16 protein-coding genes are annotated in these 19,634 nt (G+C 64.1%); 8 read left to right on the top strand and 8 right to left on the bottom strand.

Annotated features, from left to right (window positions below):
• Positions 1–24: 24 nt before the first annotated feature.
• Positions 25–1,248, top strand: coding sequence for an MFS transporter (locus WC597_RS10320; protein ID WP_287928191.1), 1,224 nt, complete (start codon positions 25–27; stop codon positions 1,246–1,248).
• Between the two features lie 138 nt (positions 1,249–1,386).
• On the opposite strand, the gene WC597_RS10325 is transcribed toward WC597_RS10320, so the two are convergent.
• Positions 1,387–2,664: a hypothetical protein gene (locus tag WC597_RS10325; RefSeq protein WP_287928190.1), complete on the bottom strand. Its 1,278-nt coding sequence runs from the start codon at positions 2,662–2,664 to the stop codon at positions 1,387–1,389.
• A 93-nt stretch (positions 2,665–2,757) separates the two neighbouring features.
• Complete coding sequence (locus tag WC597_RS10330; protein WP_312184807.1) at positions 2,758–3,459, bottom strand: DUF6629 family protein; 702 nt, start codon at positions 3,457–3,459, stop codon at positions 2,758–2,760.
• Between the two features lie 159 nt (positions 3,460–3,618).
• Between WC597_RS10330 and WC597_RS10335 the strand changes: the two genes are divergently transcribed.
• Positions 3,619–5,046 carry a multicopper oxidase family protein gene (locus WC597_RS10335; protein WP_287928188.1) on the top strand — a complete coding sequence of 476 codons (1,428 nt, stop codon included), beginning with the start codon at positions 3,619–3,621 and terminating at the stop codon, positions 5,044–5,046.
• 380 nt (positions 5,047–5,426) lie between these two features.
• On the opposite strand, the gene WC597_RS10340 is transcribed toward WC597_RS10335, so the two are convergent.
• The 5 genes from WC597_RS10340 to WC597_RS10360 all read right to left on the bottom strand — a co-directional run bounded on the left by WC597_RS10340 (position 5,427) and on the right by WC597_RS10360 (position 10,309).
• Complete coding sequence (locus WC597_RS10340) at positions 5,427–6,152, bottom strand: alternative oxidase (RefSeq protein WP_287928186.1); 726 nt, start codon at positions 6,150–6,152, stop codon at positions 5,427–5,429.
• 30 nt (positions 6,153–6,182) lie between these two features.
• Positions 6,183–7,211 (bottom strand): sensor histidine kinase, encoded by a 1,029-nt coding sequence (locus tag WC597_RS10345; RefSeq protein WP_292078892.1) that lies wholly within the window; start codon positions 7,209–7,211, stop codon positions 6,183–6,185.
• Positions 7,212–7,362: 151 nt separating this feature from the next.
• Positions 7,363–7,896 (bottom strand): pyridoxamine 5'-phosphate oxidase family protein, encoded by a 534-nt coding sequence (locus WC597_RS10350; protein ID WP_287928184.1) that lies wholly within the window; start codon positions 7,894–7,896, stop codon positions 7,363–7,365.
• A gap of 80 nt (positions 7,897–7,976) precedes the next feature.
• Positions 7,977–8,735, bottom strand: coding sequence for a cyclic nucleotide-binding domain-containing protein (locus WC597_RS10355; protein ID WP_372693233.1), 759 nt, complete (start codon positions 8,733–8,735; stop codon positions 7,977–7,979).
• 542 nt (positions 8,736–9,277) lie between these two features.
• The gene (locus tag WC597_RS10360) at positions 9,278–10,309 is read right to left on the bottom strand and encodes a glycosyltransferase family 4 protein (RefSeq protein WP_287928182.1); all 1,032 of its coding nucleotides are present in this window, start codon (positions 10,307–10,309) and stop codon (positions 9,278–9,280) included.
• A gap of 208 nt (positions 10,310–10,517) precedes the next feature.
• Between WC597_RS10360 and WC597_RS10365 the strand changes: the two genes are divergently transcribed.
• Positions 10,518–11,351 (top strand): universal stress protein, encoded by an 834-nt coding sequence (locus WC597_RS10365; protein ID WP_287928181.1) that lies wholly within the window; start codon positions 10,518–10,520, stop codon positions 11,349–11,351.
• Between the two features lie 93 nt (positions 11,352–11,444).
• Positions 11,445–12,962, top strand: a complete 1,518-nt coding sequence (locus WC597_RS10370) for an acetyl-CoA hydrolase/transferase family protein (RefSeq protein ID WP_372693234.1) — start codon at positions 11,445–11,447, stop codon at positions 12,960–12,962.
• Between the two features lie 11 nt (positions 12,963–12,973).
• On the opposite strand, the gene WC597_RS10375 is transcribed toward WC597_RS10370, so the two are convergent.
• Positions 12,974–13,495, bottom strand: coding sequence for a DUF1003 domain-containing protein (locus WC597_RS10375; protein ID WP_292078893.1), 522 nt, complete (start codon positions 13,493–13,495; stop codon positions 12,974–12,976).
• A 1,192-nt stretch (positions 13,496–14,687) separates the two neighbouring features.
• Between WC597_RS10375 and WC597_RS10380 the strand changes: the two genes are divergently transcribed.
• The 4 genes from WC597_RS10380 to WC597_RS10395 are packed head-to-tail and all read left to right on the top strand — an operon-like array spanning position 14,688 to position 19,519.
• Positions 14,688–15,710, top strand: a complete 1,023-nt coding sequence (locus WC597_RS10380; RefSeq protein WP_372693235.1) for a hypothetical protein — start codon at positions 14,688–14,690, stop codon at positions 15,708–15,710.
• Positions 15,701–16,459: a hypothetical protein gene (locus tag WC597_RS10385; RefSeq protein WP_372693236.1), complete on the top strand. Its 759-nt coding sequence runs from the start codon at positions 15,701–15,703 to the stop codon at positions 16,457–16,459. The genes WC597_RS10380 and WC597_RS10385 overlap by 10 nt, the downstream gene beginning before the upstream one ends.
• A gap of 20 nt (positions 16,460–16,479) precedes the next feature.
• The gene (locus WC597_RS10390) at positions 16,480–18,006 is read left to right on the top strand and encodes a toll/interleukin-1 receptor domain-containing protein (protein WP_372693237.1); all 1,527 of its coding nucleotides are present in this window, start codon (positions 16,480–16,482) and stop codon (positions 18,004–18,006) included.
• Positions 17,921–19,519 carry a hypothetical protein gene (locus tag WC597_RS10395; RefSeq protein ID WP_372693238.1) on the top strand — a complete coding sequence of 533 codons (1,599 nt, stop codon included), beginning with the start codon at positions 17,921–17,923 and terminating at the stop codon, positions 19,517–19,519. Before WC597_RS10390 ends, WC597_RS10395 begins: the two co-directional genes overlap by 86 nt.
• Positions 19,520–19,634 lie beyond the last annotated feature (115 nt).

Below are 19,634 nucleotides of genomic sequence, written 5' to 3' on the forward strand. Positions count from 1 at the left end.
CCACCGGTTGCGATGGCTGTCCTGATGGCCTCGGTGTTCACGGTGTCGATGGGCTTCGGCGTCGTCCTCCCATTGCTGCCGTTCCTGATTGAACGGCTGGTTGGCGAAAGCGCCTCGGCGGGAGAGGTCTCCCGGTCGACAGGTCTGCTGACCGGCCTCTATATGCTGTCGTTGTTTCTCTTCGCACCGATGTGGGGCCGCCTTTCGGACAGGCATGGACGCCGCGTCATCCTGCTGATCGGCCTGACGGGTTTTGGCGCCACCATGCTGGTCTTCGCCTTCGTCGAGAGCCTCGTCGCGGTCTACGCGGAGCGGATCCTGAGCGGTCTGTTCGCCGCTGCGGTCACGCCGGTGGCGCTTGCCGCCGTAGGGGATCTGGCGGCGACCGACGAGGTGCGCGCGCGCCGATTGACCTTCGTCAGCCTGGCGGGGGTCTCGGGATTTCTCCTGGGACCCATGTTAGGCGTGTTCATCGCGCGCGCTGCCGCAGACGTGCTGTCGATCACCAATCCCATGGGGTCGTTGGCGTTTCCGCTGGGCGCGACGGCGGTTCTCGCATTTTCCGTGGCCGGCGCAGCCGTCTTGGCGATACCACGAAGCCGGCGCAGGGGGCGGATGGGCGCGCCCGACCCGACCGCTTCGTCGACAGGCCGCTGGCTGATCCCAAATCTGCTGATCCTGGGATTCATCGTCGCGGCCGGTGTCGGTGTTTTCGAGGTCGGTCTGGCGCTTCGCGGCAAGCAGGAACTGGGCATGACCCCGACTCAGATCGCCCTGATGTTTACGGAGTGCAGCCTGGTCATGCTCGTGGTTCAGGCCATTGTCTTCTCGCCCTGGATCAAGCCCTCGGCGACCCGCTGGCTCATAGCACCGGCCCTGGTCGTCCTGGCGACGGGATTGTTCCTGCTTCCGCGCGCGACGGATTTCACCCTGATGCTCGCGGTGATCGGCGCCGTGGCGGCAAGCGCCGGCATTCTCGCGCCGATCCTGACCTACTGGACCTCCAGCATGGCCGGTCAGGCGCAGGGCGCTCAACTCGGCCGGCAAACGGCTGCCGCAAGCTTGGGTGCGGCCGTCGGTTCGGCCGGGGGAGGCCTTTTATACGATGTCGCCTGGTTGCCCGATGCCTCGTTCATCATCATGGCCGTATTGACCGGGTTCGGCGTCGTTCTCGGCATGGCCATGCCTCGCATGCTGACCCATGCCCTCCCGATTGACCGTCAAAGGCGCGCTTCAGCTGAAAACTAAACCACGGCGCCGCTGCGTGTTGAAAGGTCAGCGGCTTCGGTCCGGACGTCACGTTTGGTTGGCGGGCGACAGGATCCGAAGCACCCTGGCCGGCCAGGGGCGCAAGCATCGCCACGCCTGACCTCGGCATTCGGGGGCCTAGACGACAAAAACGGGAGCGAAGCCGCCGCCCGGGGTTCTGAAATTTGTCGTCTGGCCCTGATAGACGCGGGCGGCCATCTGGAGAGGCTGGCCTTGATAGGTGTAGAGGCGGACATCGAGCTTCAGAGACTGGATCTCTCCGTCGATCTTGATGCGACGTTCACTCGGCTTTGCCAGTTCCTGGGCGATATAGCCGCCTCGCTGGATCTCGGCCCAAACGCGCCGGGTGAGCTTGTCGCCGCGATAGACGGCCTTTCCACCATGACCGCCAGCGGGCTTGAAGAAATGCCGGCTGCGCTCCGCCCACAGCCTCTCCGCGTTTTCGGCCGTCACGAGGGCGGTGTGGGGGATCGCCGAAAGGCTTTTCAGTTGGCCTGGCGTCAGATCCCAACCGGCGACCATGGCCGGGTCCGACAACAGGCTGAGATTCCGTTTGTCGGCGAACAGGGCATGGTTGCGGGGGTTGGGCGTCAGAACGACAGCGCCGTGGAGATAGGCGTCTCGCAAAGCTTCGTGGCCTGCGGCGTCGAGGGAAAAATCGACGAGGCGGTTGTAGACGAGGTCCACGGTCTGCCCATCATGTTCCAGGCGTCCCCCGGAAATCCGGAGTTCGGAGGGATCGACGACACAGGCCTTCACGCCGCGCTGTTCGAAGAACCGCTGGGCCAGCAGGAACTCCGGGTAGAGGAACTGATCTTTCGGGCCGTCTTCGACGATGGCGATCGTCCGTGGCTGACCGACGCGACCCTGCAATTCCCATTCGTCGATAAACATTTGCCACACGAGCGCTTCGAACTCGCCAGGCGCGTTTGCGCGTCTGGCGTCACTCGCTTGGCGGCAACAGGCCTCTTGGGCGCGGGCCAGCAAGGCGTTCAGGAAGGCGCCCCCGGCATTCGTATTCACTTCGATCAGCTTGGGGCCGCTGCCGCCAAGATGAAAATCATAGCCCATGAAAACGCCGCGGGGGCCGAAGTCGTGGCGGGCGATCGCGGGAGCCCAGCCAAGCACCTCTTCCTGATAGGCCGTGTCGCCGGTCGCCGCTTCGATGGCCGCGACGACGTCGAGCATGGCCTTGACGTCGTGCGTGGAGATGAAGACGGGCCCGCCGGAGAACAGATTCGGCCTTGAGGCGAGCAGCGCGCCAACGAGGTCCGGATCCCCGGCCTCCGCACGGATCGCCGCACTCAAGCTGGATCTGTCGAGCGTGATGCAGAAGCAGTCTCTGTTGAGCACAGCGTCGCGGGCGCTGTCCCCGATGCCGCCGGTTTCACTCATCCGCTCTTCCTTTTCCGACGGCGGCGCGAACGGCGGTTTCGCCTGCCGACCGGCGCCGCCTGGGCAGACTATGGAGCGTCAAGCCTGCGGGCATCATGTCGGCACGGAGCCGACCGCGCAGTCGGGCTCACGTCGACCCGTCTTGAAGCCTCCGCCGAAAGCCATCCAGACGAGGTAGAGAGACATCAGCGCTCCGCCGAAACAGAAGACCGAGACATAGGCGTAGGCGAAGAAGGCGTAGGTGACCGCCATGACGGCGAACACCAGCAGACCGAACACCTTGACGTTGCGGTCCCACGACAGGAGGAGCGAGCCCGCCACGATCGCCATGTAGATCACGTAGGTTCCTTCCCGCCCTATGATGAAGTCCAGAAGCTCGGTGCTTTGATAGACGATCGCGTTCGGCAGGAATCTCACCGTGAGCCAGCCTTCATGCGCGAAATAGGGGACATACTGCAGGCCTCCCAGCATCCCGCCCAGGACCGCCATGACGAGAAACAGGGGTTTGCGGCGAGAGCCTTCTATGAGGAAGACGGCGACCGGCACCCATACGGGCCAGGCCAGCCAGGAGAAGAACATATAGGCCAGGGAGTACCGGGCCACCGCGACCTGATCGTCGAGCCCGCCGGCGGTCCAGACCAGACCCTCGAACATCTGCTGAAGGCCGAACAGAAGGGGCAGGGCGAACAAGGCGGCATAACGCCTGTCCGTCCGTAGTCCCCGAACCAGGGTGACCGTGCCGACCGGGATCAGCACGACGGCGGCGGCATAACTGACGGCGGCTGAAAGGCAGATGGCTTGCGTCCTGTCGCCGGGTCGATCCGGTGCGTACGACCTGCGGCTCCTTGGGGGGACAAAGCAAGCCTGCGGATCACGGTCGGGTATTGATCCCGATCAATGCACGGACCGCTGGGGGCTTCAAAGTGGCCGCCACCGTTTATCCAGGAGCTCCCGATGAATCGCCGCCGCCTCCTCGAGGGCAGTCTGCTGGGCGCCACGGCGCTCGCTTTCGCAGCCCCGCAAGTTTCGTGGGCCAAGAGCTTCATGGCTCGGCCGGCGACCGTCCCCGTACAGCTTCGGATCGCCCGGCGAACCATCGAGGTCAACGGAAGGGCGGCAAGCGTCTTCGGGTTGCGTCAGCCGAATGGAACGCCCGGCCTGGCCTTGCGGGAGGGGGACGCATTCAATGTGATGCTGGAGAACGATACGGATGAGGCGACCATCATTCATTGGCACGGCCTGACACCGCCTTTTGCAAGCGACGGGGTGGCGGGCGCCGCTCTCCCGCTCATGGCGGCCCGCACTGAACGGAGCTTCGATTTTCCGGTGGGTGCGGCGGGAACGCACTGGATGCATGCCCACACACTGCAGGAGCAGGCGTTGCTGGCGGCTCCTCTGATTGTCCGAACCCTGGCGGAGGAGCGGCGCGACGAACAGGAGATCATCGTTCTCCTGCATGATTTTTCGTTTTCCTCCCCCGAGGAGATCCTCGAAAGGCTGAAATCACGCGGCAGCCCGGCGCCCGATCATGCGCCGATCGCCGGCATGGCGCCGACGACCGCCTCGACCGACGGCGTCGGGATGGCGATCGACATCAATGACGTCGAGTACGACGCCTATCTCGCCAACGACCGAACCCTCGGCGACCCTGAAATCGTTGCCGTCGAACTCGGCGGACGGGTGCGGCTACGGGTTATAAACGGGGCGACGGCTACCGCCTTCACCCTGGATCTGGGTGAGGTCGACGGGGAGGTGATCGCCGTCGACGGGCAGCTCGTCCAACCGGTCAAGGGCCGGCGCTTTCCTGTGGCGATGGGGCAAAGGCTCGACGTCCGTCTACAGTTGCCGCGCGAGGTCCGGTCGTTTCCGGTCCTTGCTCTTCGGGAGGGCGCCAGGCAACGGACGGGCCTGATCCTTCAGCCCCCGGGGGCGACCGTTTCCAGACTGCCTGAACTGTCCGTCGATGACGCTCCCGTGCTGGATCTGGATTTTGAAGCTCGCTTGTCCGCTCTGGTTCCGTTGGAAAACCATTCGGATCACAGGGCCTTCGATCTGGCGCTGACCGGATCGATGGCGACCTATGGCTGGGGTCTTGAAACCGCTGAGCCGATGGTGGTGCGCCGGGGTGACCGGATCGAGGTCACCATGCTCAACAAAAGCATGATGTCCCATCCGATGCACCTCCATGGCCATCATTTTCAGGTGGTGGCGATCAATCGTCAGCGGTTTTCCGGCGCCATGCGGGATACTGTGAACATCCCACCCCAGCGGTCGGTCACCATCGCATTCGATGCCGGCAATCCCGGTCAGTGGGCTTTCCACTGCCATCACCTCTACCACATGGCGGCGGGAATGATGACGCAGCTCTCTTATTCAACCTAGACTGACGTCGTCGAGCGGCGAACGACCACACTCCGGGCATGGCCGCAGGCCGTCGGAGGCCGTGGGTCTTGCCTGACCGCTGGAGCCGCCGACCGGGCGCCGGTTCAACACGACGATCGCCACCAGCGGCCGCGGGCCATGCCCTCGAGGTCGCCTGCGCCGGGGTCAAATACTGTTTGCTGAGCGCGTCGGGTGGCGGCGGCGCGAACCCCAGCGTTTGACGGGATAGTGAGCACCGGGGCGGCCTCGCCGGTCAGGACGGATTCCTCGACGCTCAGCCGCTCTCCGTCCGCGGCCCAACCCGTGTGGAGCAGGACCTTGGGGCCGGCGATTGCCGGCCTCCATTCAAGTCGCTCCTCACTCGCAGCCCTCGGAGTATTTCACGCGTGCATGCGAATTTCGTTGGCGTGCGGCGGATAGGGGGCGACGGGAAGCTGATCGATCGCCGTTCCGCTCAGCGTGCTGGCGAAGCCGTGGTTGACGTCCCGGTGATGGGCCTCGTCGGCCCGTACCATCAGCACGACGTCGCGCAGCGTCGCGTCGGCTGGCAGCTTCCAATAATGGATGGCGATGTCCGGCGCCGGAACATTGGGCGAGCGGCCCTCGTCGATCTCCTTCAGATACAGGGTGTAGCTGATGACGGCCTCCTCCTCGAAATATCCGACCACCCGGTGGGCCGTGCGCGACGAGATCAGGTAGAGCCCGAAAAAGCCGATGTAGAACACCGCCTGGGCCAGCTGGATCACCAGCCGCTCGAACCATGTCGGCTGGGCCACGGCGATGAAGGTCATCAGATGCATCCGCTCGTTCTCGGCCTCCTCCATCAGGGTGCGGATCCAGCCGTCGTCGTCCTTCATCTGTCGCAGGCATCTCAGGTGAGTCAGCGTGGCCCCGACCATGCCGGGCACGGCGGCGACGGTTTCCAGCACGATGGCCCGGTGACCGTATTTCTTGGCGAAGAAGGTGTCGGCGCAGACGCGCAGCAGTTTGGTGAAGCCGAGGGCGAATTTATCAGAAAAGCCTCGCGGCACATGGTGGACGGCGGGTTCGGCGACCTTCTCCTCCGCCAGGGCCCGGTCGTCCGGAGCGAGAATTCTATTGACCATCTGCAAGTCCTTTCAGGACGCCGTTTGTGGTTAGGGGAGACAAATGATGGATACCCGCGTACCGGGCCGCGCGTCGGCGAGCTCGACGCGAGCGCCCAGCTGACCAGCAAGAGCCTGAATGATCCCGGTGCCCAGACCTGGCTTGACCGTCTGGGATCCGCTGGGCATGCCGACGCCGTTGTCGGTCACGCTGAGGATCCAGCCATCGCCTCGGGCGTGGTAATCGACGACGATGTCGCCGTTTCGGTCGTCGGGAAAGGCGTGCTTCAGCCCGTTGATGACCAGCTCGGTGACGATCAGACCCAGGCTTACGGACATGCCGGATGAAGCGATGCTGTCGTCCACGGATACGGTCAGCGCCAACTGGTTGTGGTCTCTGATCATCGAGTCGCCGATGCTCCGACACAGGTCGGTGAAATAGGCCCGGAGTTCGACGTCCCCCGTCGTGGATCCGGCCAGGTGCCGTTGCACGGCCGCGACGGACAAGATGCGCTGATGGGCGTCTCGCAAATGGCTTCGGCTCTCATCCGATCCGACCGTTCGAACGCCCTGCATCAGGACGCTGGCGATGATCTGGAGACTGTTGGCGACCCTGTGCTGCACCTCCTGATACAGCAGCGCGTTCTGACGGATGAGTTCGTCCTTCTGACGATCCTTCGCCCTGGGGATCGTCACATCCGTGATCGTCAACAGGAGCCGCACGCCCTGATCCGGCCCTGGGCTCAGGCGACGCGCATGAAAGATCAGATGCTTGGGTGGCCGATCGGCGAGCACCAGATCCATCTCGTAGGCACGGATGTCAGCCTTGCCATAGGCGGTCGCTCTCAGCAGAGACCACAGCTGCGGCACATTCCATTCGCCGGCGCCCAGATCCGCCAGCCGGCAACCCGGGATAGCGTTCGGGTCGATGTCGAAATCCTCGAGGAACGACTGACTGGCGGCCACGACCTCGAGTTCACCGTCCAGCAGAAGCACGGGGGCGACCGAGGCGTTGATGAGCGACAGCGCGAGAGACATCGATATATCGGGCACGGGCACGGGCACGGTCGATGTCGGCATGAACGATCCCTGTTGAATGTCGCGGAGCCGGCCGGGCCCACGCCTTGGGCCGACCGGTCAAGGCAGGCTAGCCCTGCGGGCTGACAACTGCCTTGATCCAGATCACGGGGGCGCTGCGACCGGCGTTTCGAACGGCGGGAAGGCGATCAAATCAAATGGCATCCGGGCGGGTGGCGTCAGGCTCTCGGCCGCCTGGTCCCGCAGGTTCGCCTAGCGAGAAACATTCCGTTCGGCTTCGGCCATCGACGGCCGAGATCGCGCAGATCAGTTCCGGTTTCACATGGATGATCGCCACGGAACTGGTCGCCGGGCAGTAGACGCTCACCATCGGCCAGCGCTTGAACATCATCTGGTTGAGCCGTTCGACTTCGCCGGCGTCCGTCACCTCGGTCGCGTGCGCGGCCATCGAAACCCCGACGGCGCCGCCCCGCTCCGCCAGCGAGTGGATCGAGACCGAAACACGATCATCGGCCTGGAGATTGGCCAGTTTCTGGCTCTCGCGGCCGCTGACGAAATACAGGTTCAGCCCGTCATTCAGATAGCCGACGGTCGTCACTTGGGGCCAGCCGTCGGGTCGATTGACTCCGATGCTCATCAGCCGTTCACGATCGAGAAGTTCGACGATGGTTTCGACCGCGGCCCCGTTGATCGGCGGGTAGCGGTCGATATTTGAGTCAGCGTCCATGATGCGGTCCTCCGGGTCAGCGGTCTCCCGCCTACCCTCCCGGCCCGCCGGCTGCCTTGATCTGGCTCAACGGTCCGGCGTCAGAGTTCTCCGCAGGCGTGCGCGCGCAGCAAGTCCGGACGTTCGACGATCAGCTCGCTCTGGGAGGGCATCGAGATGATGCCTTTGGCCTTCATGCGGGTGAGCACTCGGCTGACCGTCTCGATCGTCAATCCCAGATAGTCGGCGATCTCGCCACGTTTCATGGGCAGTCGGACATGGCCAGGGGCCGTCGGACGGGCGGGGTCGTGCCCGGGCAGGTCGAGAAGAAAGGACGCCAGACGCTCGATGGCCGTCTTGCGCCCCAGCAGAAGCATCTGGTTCTGAGCGGCGGCCAGCTCATGAGACGTGCGGTGCAGGAGCATATGTTCCAACGGCGAGCTGCTCTCGACCAGGGCGCGGAACGGTCCTTTGCGGAACCTGCAGACGGTCGTCGGCTCGATCGCCTCGGCGGAGAACACATAGACCTCACCGATCGCCAGGCCCAGGAAGTCGCCGGCGAACAAAAAGCCCGTGATCTGGCGCCGACCGTCGGGCAACAATTTGTAGACCCTCAGAGATCCCGACGTGATGTTGAAGACATGGGGCGCGGGTTCGCCTTCCCGCGTCAGAACCGCCCCGGCTGCCAGCTTGACGACTTCAGCCAGGTCTCCCAGGCGTTTGAGATCCTGATCGGCGACGCTGCCGCAGACGCTCAACGCCCGCGCGCCGCAACTGTCGCAATCGTTGACTTTGGGCCGGTCGACGCATCCGTGAGGAAGCGTTCGCGGCGCAAGCATGGGCTTCGTGGCAGCGATCATTCGCTAAAATGCGCGCCGGAGCCCCGAACGCCTAACGAAATCGTTGATCCAGATCAAATGCCGCAACCCGTAGCGATCTATTCGGCGTTGAATTACTCAGATGACGAGGAGTAAAATTCAAAAATCGTTCGGTGTGACATAGACGAACCCTTGTATTCGCCAAGGTTTTTGCAACCGTAAAGCTTCGTCCGTTATTTGGTCGCCGGGAGCTGACCCGCGCCGGGATTAAGCTCGCCTTGATCGGCGCCGGCGCCGTCTTGGCCTCCCGAGCCGGTCGGCGACTGGATCGAATTCAAATATGCGATCAGGTCTCGGTTTTCGTCGTGCGACAGGACGAACTCCAGCGTGGCGGGAAATGCCGCCCGGAGGCGGACCGCGACCCGCCCCCGGAGATCGGCGGGAGGTGAGTTCCGGGTTAGCTGGTGACGACCGTCGACGCGTGAGCCGAACGTCAGGTCGCCACAGGCCTGGTCCGAGGGCCATGGAGGTCTGGCCCGTCTGACCGCCCTCCCACCAGATCTCTGAGGATGCGTCCGTTTCAGCTAGGCGGCCAGGAGCGCATCATAAACATCCACGTAACGCAGGGCCATGGCGGTGGCGGAGAAACGCCGCTCGAATTGGGCGCGAATGGCCTGCCGGTCGAGTTGCGCGGCCTGTAGCGTGGCCGCGACGGCCTGGGCCATGGTGTCGACCAGAAAGCCCGTCATTCCGTCCTCGACGATTTCGCTGGTCGAACCGCAACGGAACGCGACCACGGGCGTGCCGCACGCCATCGCCTCGATCATGACCAGGCCAAACGGCTCGGGCCAATCTATGGGAAAGAGCAGGGCGTCAGCGCCGCCCAGGAACTCCGACTTCTGGTGATCGCCGATCTCGCCGATGAACTCGATCAGCGGATTGCTCTCGATCAATGGCCTGATCGTCTCGTCGTAGTAGACGCGATCGGCTGCATCCACCTTGGCCGCGATCTTCAGCCGCTTTCCCAGTCTCGTGGCGATCTCGATGGCCCGGTCTGGCCGTTTCTCGGGCGATATGCGTCCCAGAAAAGCGAGATAGCCGTCCGACCGGCCGGAATATCTGTAGAGTTCGGCCGGCATCCCATGATGGACTGTGGCCCGCCAGTTGGCGAACGACAGAGGGCGACGCTGGTCGTCGGAGATGGAGACGAGGCCGAACTCGGGCCACCGCGCATACACCCCCGCCAGATCTTTCATGTCCAGCCGCCCGTGCAATGTCGTCAGCGTCTTGCCCGCCCAGTTCCGGAACATGGGGAACTGGATCATGTCGGTATGGAAATGGATCACGTCGAAATCGTCGACCCGGTCCAGAACCTGAGCCAGCATCGTCAGATGAGCCGCCAGGTCAGACTTTAACGGCGAGGGGTCGAGCCTGATCGCCTGGTCGCGAACCGGAACGAGACGCGCCCGGGTCTCTGCGTCGGCGCTCGCGAACAAGGTCACCTCGTGGCCGAGGTCCACGAGGGCGTCGGTCAGATGCGCCACGACCCGTTCAGTACCGCCATAGAATTTCGGTGGCACGGCTTCGTACAGCGGTGTGACTTGGGCGATCCTCATCTGTAGAAGCTCCGGGGGACCATCGAGGAAGGGGCGCAGGGGCCGCCTGCTGGCCCCTGCGACGGAGCGGTGGGACTCGAGGTCATGGCGCATGTCTCCATCCGATGAGGCGCGCATCTTGCCAAGGCGATCGGCCGATATCCTTGATCCCGATCAATGCGTCGCCCGGGGCGAAGGGCGCAGTTGGCCCGAAACCGGAGCCAACCCCATGACCTATGAGAGCCTGATGGTCTATGTCGACCAGGGCGTCGAGACCGAGGCGCGCATCGCCTTGGCCTGCGATCTCGCCGAGCGGTTCGACGCGCGCCTGATCGGAATATCGGCCAGTCTGCCGGATGCGCCCCAGGTCGATCCCTATGCCGGCGGGGCGATGTTGGGTGAAATGCTCGGTCTGTTCCGGGACATGGCCGAGGCCGATGTGACCCAGGCCGAAACGACCTTCTGGAAGGCGGTCGGAACCCATGCCGATCGCTGCGAATGGCGCGGGAGGATCGGCTTTCCGTCCGATGTGGTGGGGCAGGCCGTCCGCGCCGCCGACCTGCTGATCCTCGGTCGTCTCGATCCCGCGCGAGCGCCGCAACGGTCCATCGACCCGGGCGACGCCCTGATGGCGCTCGGGCGTCCTGTTCTGATCGTCCCGCCCGCGCCGGTCCGCCTTTCTCCGGGAACGGCGGCGGTGGTGGCGTGGAAGGACTGCCGCGAGGCCCAGCGCGCGGTCGCCTCCGCCCTGCCGATGTTGAGAGCCTCGGCCCTGACCTATGTGATCGAGATCTGCGCCGAGGGCGGCATGGACGAGGCCGCGGCCCGCACGAACGATGTCGCCGCCTTCCTGGGACGCCATGACATCGTGGCGAGCGCCCAGGTGCTTCAGGGCGATGACGGCGCACGGTCGAGCCAGATTCTCAAATTCGCCGACGAGCATCAGGCGGGCCTGATCGTCGCCGGCGGTTACGGCCACGCCCGCATGCGCGAATGGGTGCTGGGCGGCGTGACCCATGGGCTGCTAGGCGCGTCCCCGGTCTGCCTGCTGCTCAGCCATTGATCCCGGCGCATCGAGGATCACGATCGTGGGAGACGGCGCGAGGCTCGTGGACCTACGCGCAGGGAGGTTTCGAGACGTTGGAAGGATCGTTCCATGACGGATGACCGCATCGCAAGCGCAAGGCACCGGGCCAAGGTGATGTCGGCCGAGGACGCCGCTATTCTGATCGCGCCGAATACGACAGTGGGGCTCAGCGGGTTCACCGCCTCAGGCTATCCGACCGCCGTGCCCCTGGCGCTGGCGGCCCGGATCGAGGCCGAGCACGCGGCGGGGCGTCCCTTCAAGCTGCGCATCTGGACCGGCGCCTCGACCGGGCCGGAGCTGGACGGTGCCCTGGCCAAGGCCGACGGCATCGAATTCCGGCTGCCCTACAACAGCGACCCGACTTGTCGCGACAGGATCAATCGCGGCGAGATGGCCTATTCCGACATGCACCTGAGCCAGGTCGCGCCTGTCGCCTGGCAGGGCTTCCTCGGCCCGCTGGACACCGCCATCATCCAGGTCACCGGCATCCGAGAGGACGGGGCGCTGATCCCTGCGTCCTCGGTCGGCAACAACAAGACCTGGCTTGACCGTGCCAGCCAGGTGATCCTGGAGGTGAACCGGTGGCAGAACCCGGAGCTTCTGGGCATGCACGATATCTACTACGGCACGGCGCTACCGCCGAACCGGGTGCCCATTCCCCTGATCCGCGCCGGCGATCGCATCGGCGAGCCGTGCTTCCGCTGCGACCCGGACAAGATCGTGGCCATCGTCGAGACCGACCAACCCGACCGCAACGCCGGCTTCACCGCGCCCGGGCCGGATGACCTGGCCATCGCCGGACACCTGCTGGAGTTCCTCGAGCACGAGGTGTCGAAAGGACGTCTGCCGCCGTCGCTGCTGCCGCTGCAATCGGGCGTCGGCAATACAGCCAACGCCGTCCTGACCGGCCTGATCGACGCGCCCTTCGAGGACCTGAGCGCCTATACCGAGGTCATCCAGGACGGCATGATGGCGCTGATGGACAGCGGCAAGCTGCGGGTCGCCTCCTCAACCGCCCTCAGCCTCAGCCCGGAACTGACCGAGCGGGTCAACCGGAGCATGGACGACTACCGCGACCGCATCATCCTCAGGCCGCAGGAGATCAGCAACCACCCCGAGGTGATCCGGCGCCTGGGCTGTATCGCCATGAACGGCATGATCGAGGCCGACATCTACGGCAACGTCAACTCGACGCACATCATGGGCTCGCGGATCCAGAACGGCATCGGCGGCTCGGGGGATTTCGCCCGCAACGCCTACATCTCGATCTTCATGAGCGCTTCGACGGCCAAGGGCGGCAAGATCTCCACCCTGGTGCCCGCCGTCTCCCACGTCGATCACATCAATCAGGACGTCCAGGTGATCGTCACTGAACAGGGCCTGGCCGATCTTCGCGGCCTGTCGCCCAAACAGCGGGCGCGCGTCGTCATCGACACCTGCGCCCATCCGAGCTTCCGCCCGGCGCTGGAGGACTACTACCAGCGCGCCCTGAAGGGGTCTTACGGGCTGCAGACGCCGATGCTGCTTGACGAGGCCTTGTCATGGCATTCCCGGTTTGTCCGCTCGGGAAGCATGGCCCCGCTCTGACCACGTTGGCCTCAGGGCTTGGCCAAGGCAGCGAGGGCCGCCTCGATGCGAGCCATCTGGTTTTGGCTGAGTTCAAGGCGGTCGTGCAGCCGCATGATCTCCAGCTCGGCCCGCAGATTGACCGTGTAGTCGTGCTCGGCCGCAAGACGGTCGCGGACCGCCTGACGCTTCTGGCTCATCATGATCACCGGGGCCTGAAGCGCCGCGACCGCCGAGAGCATAAGGTTGAGGAAGATGAAGGGGTAGGGATCGAAGGCGGACGAGAAGCGCGCAAGCCCCAGGTTGAGAACGGCCCAGCCGATCAGGACGCAGCTGAACACGCCGATGAAGGTCCATGATCCCCCCACGTCGGCGACGGTGTCGGCCAGCCGTTCCCAAAACGTCCGGTCGTCGGTCTCCAGAACCGGGCTGACGCCCGACGGCGCTTCGCTGACCATCAGATCAACGACGCTTCTCTGGACCGGGGTGAGGTCGGCGTACGGCGCGCCGAGCAGGCCTTGGGAAAGCTCGTCCTGACGAATCTTGAGGGTCATATCGGGCCTTCGTCCAATGCCGGCGAGCGGGCTCGCGTCGGCGCTAATGGCTGTGTTTGAGCCAGGCCGCTTCACGCGGGTTCGTGGTGTCGTCGGCAGCCGTCACGACCGCCATCTTGAGCACGCCAGTTTTCTGGTGAGAGAATAGGCCGCAAGCTGCTTCGAGTCTGTGTGATCTTCGGCGGGCTGCCGCGTGAGCGCCGGTCCAGCCGCGAACTGCTCCAGCGCGGCGACAAGGGCGATGCGAATCGTCCATTTGCGGCGGCGCCGAAGGGCGTCTGGCCCCGGCGCGCGGGGGAAGGCGAATCGTCCGGTGGTTCTGGAGGTGATCGCCCGCCTTTCGCACGCCGGAAGCCCATCGGAACCCAAGTTCCCGATTTGGTCATACGGAGCGCGCAGCGAACAGCGGGCCCGCGACACCCTGCCAGGAGCCAGAACGAAACCCTGGCAGGGTTGGGCATGGCAGGGTTGATTTGAATCAAGGCGGAGCGGGCCCAGGCCCTTCAAGGTCAGGCGAAGATTGTCTTTGACAGGTACGAACAGATGACCAAATCCGCAGGATTTCTCGGCGCGCTGGCGCTGGCGGCTCTTGTTGCCGGGTGCGCGACGGCCCAACCGCTGACGGCGGAGCAACGGCTCCAGTGTGAAACGATGCTTGGGGGCATGAGCAGCAACGCCGCCCAGGCGGGAAGCGCCAAAACCCCAGGCCCTACCCCGATGACAATGACACACGCCCAATGTCGCCGAGGACTTGCCAACTAGATGTCGCACCAGGAAGCTTAGCGCGCACCGCACCCAAGGTACTCTGGTCAATCGACGCCAAGGCGTACGAGGCCTAGTGCCTAGTGGGTGGATGTGCTTCCAGTCACCCCAAAAATGCCTGCAGGTAAGCGCCACCGTCTCGGCGGGGATGAGTTCAGGATGGGCCAGGAGGAGGCGCTGATCGAACTGACGCCGCTCGCCGGGGCGCCTGGCTTCTCTGAAGATCAACTCCCGGACCGACTGGTCTGGCTGCTCCTGGGGGGCGCCGGCTCAGGCGTGAAGACCTTGAACGCGATGCGGACCTCTTCCAATGGAAGCGAGCTTGATACCGGCGTTTCGCGGGTGTGGGCCTGTCGGCGAAAGCGCACCCACGACAACAATAATAACATTAGATTGAATAGTAACATTGCCAATGTTATCGTCCAATCCAATGTTATCGAACGCGACATCCTTTGGAACCCTGGGCCGTCTTTTCGACGATGCGGCGGCCTACGTCACGCAGCTGTTCGACATCCGATTGACGTTCGAAGACGCCGACGTTGGTCTCCTGCCGTTCTTCCTGACGGATCGCTATCGTCTCGCCGAAACGAGCCTGTTCGGACGAAAGCTGCTCATTCTCGCCACGCCCGGCCAGGACGCGGAAACGCCGGCGACGATCGCCAAACATATCGAGACCGCCCGCTCGACATCGGACGCGTTCGTGGTTGTCTTTCTGACCGACGCCCTGAGCTCGGCCAATCGCCAGCGTCTTATCCAGCAGGGCGTCAACTTCATCGTCCCCGGCAATCAGCTGTTCCTGCCCGAGCTCGGCGCCGATCTGCGCGAGTACTTCCGGTCAGAGGTCCGGCCGGCCGTGGAACAGTTGACGCCGGCCGCTCAGGTCGTGGTCCTGGCCTCGTTGCTTCGTGAGGACCTCGATGGCCAGACGCCCAAATCCCTGACCGAGCGGTTTCAATATTCCGCCATGAGCACCGGGCGGGTGGTTGATGAACTGCAGCGGCACGGCATTCTCAGCATCGATGTTCGCGGCCGGGAGCGTCGCATCGCTTTCAAGCAGGAGGGCGACGACCTCTGGCGGACGGTCCGTGATTTGCTTCAGTCGCCCGTCCGTGCCCGTCGCCTGGTCAGGCCGTTTCCCGAAGTCCGGGCGCTGCCGCTGGCCGGAGAAACCGCTTTGTCGGATTACACCCTCCTCGGTCCTCCCGTTCATGAAACCCGGGCGGTCTCCGCCCGTCAGTGGAAGGGGCTGGTCTACCAGCATGACCTTCAGCCGGCCGACGATCGGGACCCGGAAGCCATCCGCATCGAAACCTGGTCCTACGATCCCCGTCTGCTTTGCCATCACGGTCCCGTCGTGGATCGCCTCTCCCTGTATCTGAGCCTGGAGGATCGTCATGACGAACGCCTCGATCAGGCCGTCGACACCCTCATGGAGCCCTTTCAATGGTCGTAGGCATTGATGTGTTCAAGGCGGCCTTCGCGGGCTTCGAGGACCAGTACACGTTGATCGGCGGGGCGGCGGCCGAGATTCACATGACGGGCGCCGGTCTGCTGTTCCGACCGACCAAGGACCTCGACCTGGTCCTCTGTCTCGAGGCCCTGAAGCCGGAGTTCGTCCAAGCCTTCTGGGCTTTCATCGACGCCGGCGGCTATCAGACCCGTGAACGCAGCGACGGCGCGAGGGATTTCTTCCGGTTCACCCATCCTTCCGACAAGACCTATCCGGCGATGATCGAGCTGTTCTCGCGACTGCCCGATGTCATCACCGTGCCGCAGGGCGCGCGCCTCACGCCCATACCGCTTGACGGAACGGTCGAGAGCCTGTCAGCCATGCTGCTGGACGACGCCTATTACGCCTTGCTCAAGGACGGAACGACAGAGATCGACGGCGTCCCTGTCATCGACGTCCAGACCCTCATTCCCTTCAAGGCGTTCGCCTACAACAACCTGGCGCGCGACCGGGCTGACGGCCAGCAGGTCGATAGCCGCAATGTCACCAAGCATCGCAACGATGTGTTCAAGCTCCTTCAGCTGTTGGGGCCGACGGTGACCCTGGCGCTCCCGGATGGGATCGCCGCCGATCTGCGGGCCTTTGTCGAAGCGGTCGAGGCGGACAAAACCTTTGATCCGAAGGCGCTGAAACTCACGCCGCCTGACGCGGTGCGACTCGTCGCGCGGCTCAAGGCCGTCTACAACCTCTAGCGAGATCGCGACGGCGAAGCGTGCGACGGATCAACAAACAGCGCGGCGGAACAAAACAGGAAGATTTTTGGAAATCACGCTATGGTTCCTGTGTGATTCCATCATCTGTAACCTCGCCATCGCCTCAAACGCCCGCCGGACCCGGCCGACGCCTCGTCTTCATTAGCCATGCCAATCCGGAGGAGAACGATTTCGTCCGATGGCTCGGCGTTCAACTCGCCAGCGCCGGCTATGAAGTCTGGTCGGATGTCACCAAGCTGATCGGCGGGGAGCTGTTCTGGGACGACATCGAAGACGCCATTCGCCATCACACGGCGAAATTCATCCTCGTCGTTTCTGCCGCCGCCTTGAACAAGGAGGGCGTGAAAGACGAAATCCACCTCGCCGTCACGGTGGAGCGCAGCGACAAGATCGCCAATTTCCTCTTGCCGGTCAGGGTCGACGATGTCCCCTTTTCGGACTTCAACGCCAATATCGCCCGCAAGAACGTCATCGACTTCAAGGCCGGGTGGGCGCCCGCCCTGGCGAGAGTTTTTCAGGTCCTTGAGCGTGACGGCGTGCCGAAGGGCGCAATCGCTCCGGCTGACGTCGCAGCCTGGTGCCTCCGGCGGTCCGACGCCGATCAGATGCCTCGGATCGAGCCCGAGCAGCTCTACTCGAACTGGCTCCCAATTGCCGCGCTGCCTCCCCAAGTGTCCCTCTTCTCGCTCGGCGTCGCCGAGACGGCGGTCTCGAGCGTCATGTCCGGGACCCGTCTCCCCTGGTTCAAATACTTCAGGCTGGTGGGGACGTTCGGAACAGAAGTGGACCTGAAGCTCGCGCTGCCGGAACAGGTCATCGAGCGTCGCTACACCTTGCCGCTGGAAGACATGTTAGCCGGGATGCCGGCGGCGATGCCCGGCGTCAAACGCGCGGACGCCCGGCGCATGGTCGTCAATCTCCTGCGGCAATCCTGGAACAACGCCATGGCCGCCAAGGGATTGTCCGCGTTCGAGATGGCCGACAATTCGGTCGCATGGTTCTTCACCAAAGACCTGATCGAAAAGGATACCGCCTATTTTGTCGATCACACCGGCAAACGCAGGCGCAAGGCCATGGTGGGCCGGAGCGAGAAGCGGGGCGTCTATTGGCACCTCGGCTTCATCGCCAAGCCCGTCATGACGAACACACCCCATTTTGTCATGAAGGCGGCCATCATCTTCTCGCACGACGGCAAGACGCCGCTCGACAGCGTGGAGAAGATGCACAAGCTCCGGCGCGGTTTTTGCCGAAACTGGTGGAACGGACAATGGCGCGACCTGATGCTGGCTTACGTGGCCTGGATCGGTGACGAGGACGGCCATCTGAAGCTGCCGATGGGCGATTTCGCAGAGGTGGTCGTGGATGCGCGGCCAGTCCTGTTTGAATCGCCGGTCTCTTGCGCCGATCCCGCCGTAAAATCCCGGGCCGTGGTCCCGGACGATGAGGACGAAACGCCTCCGGAGGCGCCGGTGGAACCGGACGAGGCCTTCGAGATCGCGGGCCTCGCGGAGTCCGCAGATGACTGATCCGATCCAGGGCCTGCAGATCCTGACGGAGCCGCTACTCCAGTTCGGACACGGCCAGATGCTGCCCGACCCTAAGGATGGTCTGTTCCTTTTCGGCCCCATGATCGACGAGGCCAAACCCGCTGAAATGAGAGTCGGCGTCATCGGCACGGACGAAGGGATCGCGCGGTACAAGACGTGGGTGGCTCAGATCACGGGATATATCCCGGCCGCAAAGGCGGAGCAGCATCACCTGGCGTTTCCGGGCTTCGAGGCGGCTTTCAAGACCAAATGGCCCGCCAACCCCGTCGCGACCATCTCGGTTTCAGCGGCGGCCTTGTCGAGCACAATCCGGATCCCGGACGGCCACGAGCGCGTGTACAAGACCGTCGATCTCTTCGACCAGGCCATCCGCAAGTTCCTCCGCGAGGAGGACAGCGTTCCGGCGGTCTGGTTTGTCGTGATACCGGACGACGTACACCGTTTCTGTCGGCCGAAGTCGATCGTCCCCTTGCCCGAACGGACCCGGACCAGCCAGAGGTTCTCTGCTCGTACGGCGCGGAACTTCGTACAGGCGCCGTCGATGTTCGCAGAGGACAACGCCGCCGCCGAGCCCTACCGGTACGAGGTCGATTTCCACAACCAGCTCAAGGCGCGGCTGCTCGATCAGAAGGTGGTTCTTCAGATCGTCCGGGAATCAACGATCGATCCGGAGGGCGTCAATGCGCTCGGTGGCAAGCCGCGGATGCTCCAGGATCCCGCCAACATCGCCTGGAACCTGTCGACGACCGCCTTCTTCAAGGCCGGGGGGCGTCCCTGGGCGTTAGCGGGTGTCAGAGAGGACGTCTGCTACATCGGTCTCGTCTTCAAGAAGACCGATACTGCCGGATCGCCAGGGAACGCCTGCTGCGGCGCCCAGATGTTTCTCGGATCCGGAGACGGCGTCGTGTTCAAGGGCGCCGTGGGGCCCTGGTATTCGCTGACGACGTCCGAGTTTCACCTCGATGAGGCGAAGGCGAAGGAGATCGCCGGCCTGGTGGTCGAGGCCTACATCGCCAAGCACGGCCGCCCGCCGAAGGAACTTTTCATCCACGCCAAGCAGCATTTCAACGAGGCGGAATGGCGAGGCTTCTCCAGCGCCGTGGGACCTGACACACGGCTTGTGGGCGTGCGGATCCAGACGACACGGGAGATCAAACTCTTCCGTCAGGGACGGAGCCCTGTCCTGCGCGGTACGGCCCTGACGGTCAGCCCGCGCAAGGGCTATTTGTGGACCGTCGGCTTCGTGCCCGATCTCCAGACCTATCCGGGGCGCGAAGCGCCCAACCCGCTGTCCATCGAGGTGACCAAGGGCGACGCGGATCTGACCCAGGTCATGCAGGACGTCCTCGGTCTCACCAAGCTAAACTTCAACGCCTGCATCTACGGGGACGGCACGCCGGTGACCTTGAGGTTTGCAGACGACGTCGGCGAAATCCTGACCGCCGCGCCAATCGCCAACCTGCCGCCCTTGCCCTTCAAGCACTACATCTGAACGCTGCGCACAGCCGCAGCTCTGGCCTCGCACGTGGGGTGGGAGCAAGCCCTTGACGGAAACACCCACTTCGTGGAAGTTAAAACTTCCAGAGAGTGAGAGTTTACATGGGCCG

It is taken from the genome of Brevundimonas sp., assembly GCF_041648115.1.
Lineage (GTDB): Bacteria > Pseudomonadota > Alphaproteobacteria > Caulobacterales > Caulobacteraceae > Brevundimonas.

Coding starts and splice junctions, on each gene's coding strand:
- WC597_RS10320 (WP_287928191.1), top strand. CDS start 25: ATGGCCTCGGTGTTCACGGTGTCGATGGGCTTCGGCGTCGTCCTCCCA.
- WC597_RS10325 (WP_287928190.1), bottom strand. CDS start 2,664: ATGAGTGAAACCGGCGGCATCGGGGACAGCGCCCGCGACGCTGTGCTC.
- WC597_RS10335 (WP_287928188.1), top strand. CDS start 3,619: ATGAATCGCCGCCGCCTCCTCGAGGGCAGTCTGCTGGGCGCCACGGCG.
- WC597_RS10340 (WP_287928186.1), bottom strand. CDS start 6,152: ATGGTCAATAGAATTCTCGCTCCGGACGACCGGGCCCTGGCGGAGGAG.
- WC597_RS10345 (WP_292078892.1), bottom strand. CDS start 7,211: ATGCCGACATCGACCGTGCCCGTGCCCGTGCCCGATATATCGATGTCT.
- WC597_RS10350 (WP_287928184.1), bottom strand. CDS start 7,896: ATGGACGCTGACTCAAATATCGACCGCTACCCGCCGATCAACGGGGCC.
- WC597_RS10355 (WP_372693233.1), bottom strand. CDS start 8,735: ATGATCGCTGCCACGAAGCCCATGCTTGCGCCGCGAACGCTTCCTCAC.
- WC597_RS10360 (WP_287928182.1), bottom strand. CDS start 10,309: ATGAGGATCGCCCAAGTCACACCGCTGTACGAAGCCGTGCCACCGAAA.
- WC597_RS10365 (WP_287928181.1), top strand. CDS start 10,518: ATGACCTATGAGAGCCTGATGGTCTATGTCGACCAGGGCGTCGAGACC.
- WC597_RS10370 (WP_372693234.1), top strand. CDS start 11,445: ATGACGGATGACCGCATCGCAAGCGCAAGGCACCGGGCCAAGGTGATG.
- WC597_RS10375 (WP_292078893.1), bottom strand. CDS start 13,495: ATGACCCTCAAGATTCGTCAGGACGAGCTTTCCCAAGGCCTGCTCGGC.
- WC597_RS10380 (WP_372693235.1), top strand. CDS start 14,688: ATGTTATCGAACGCGACATCCTTTGGAACCCTGGGCCGTCTTTTCGAC.
- WC597_RS10385 (WP_372693236.1), top strand. CDS start 15,701: ATGGTCGTAGGCATTGATGTGTTCAAGGCGGCCTTCGCGGGCTTCGAG.
- WC597_RS10395 (WP_372693238.1), top strand. CDS start 17,921: ATGAGGACGAAACGCCTCCGGAGGCGCCGGTGGAACCGGACGAGGCCT.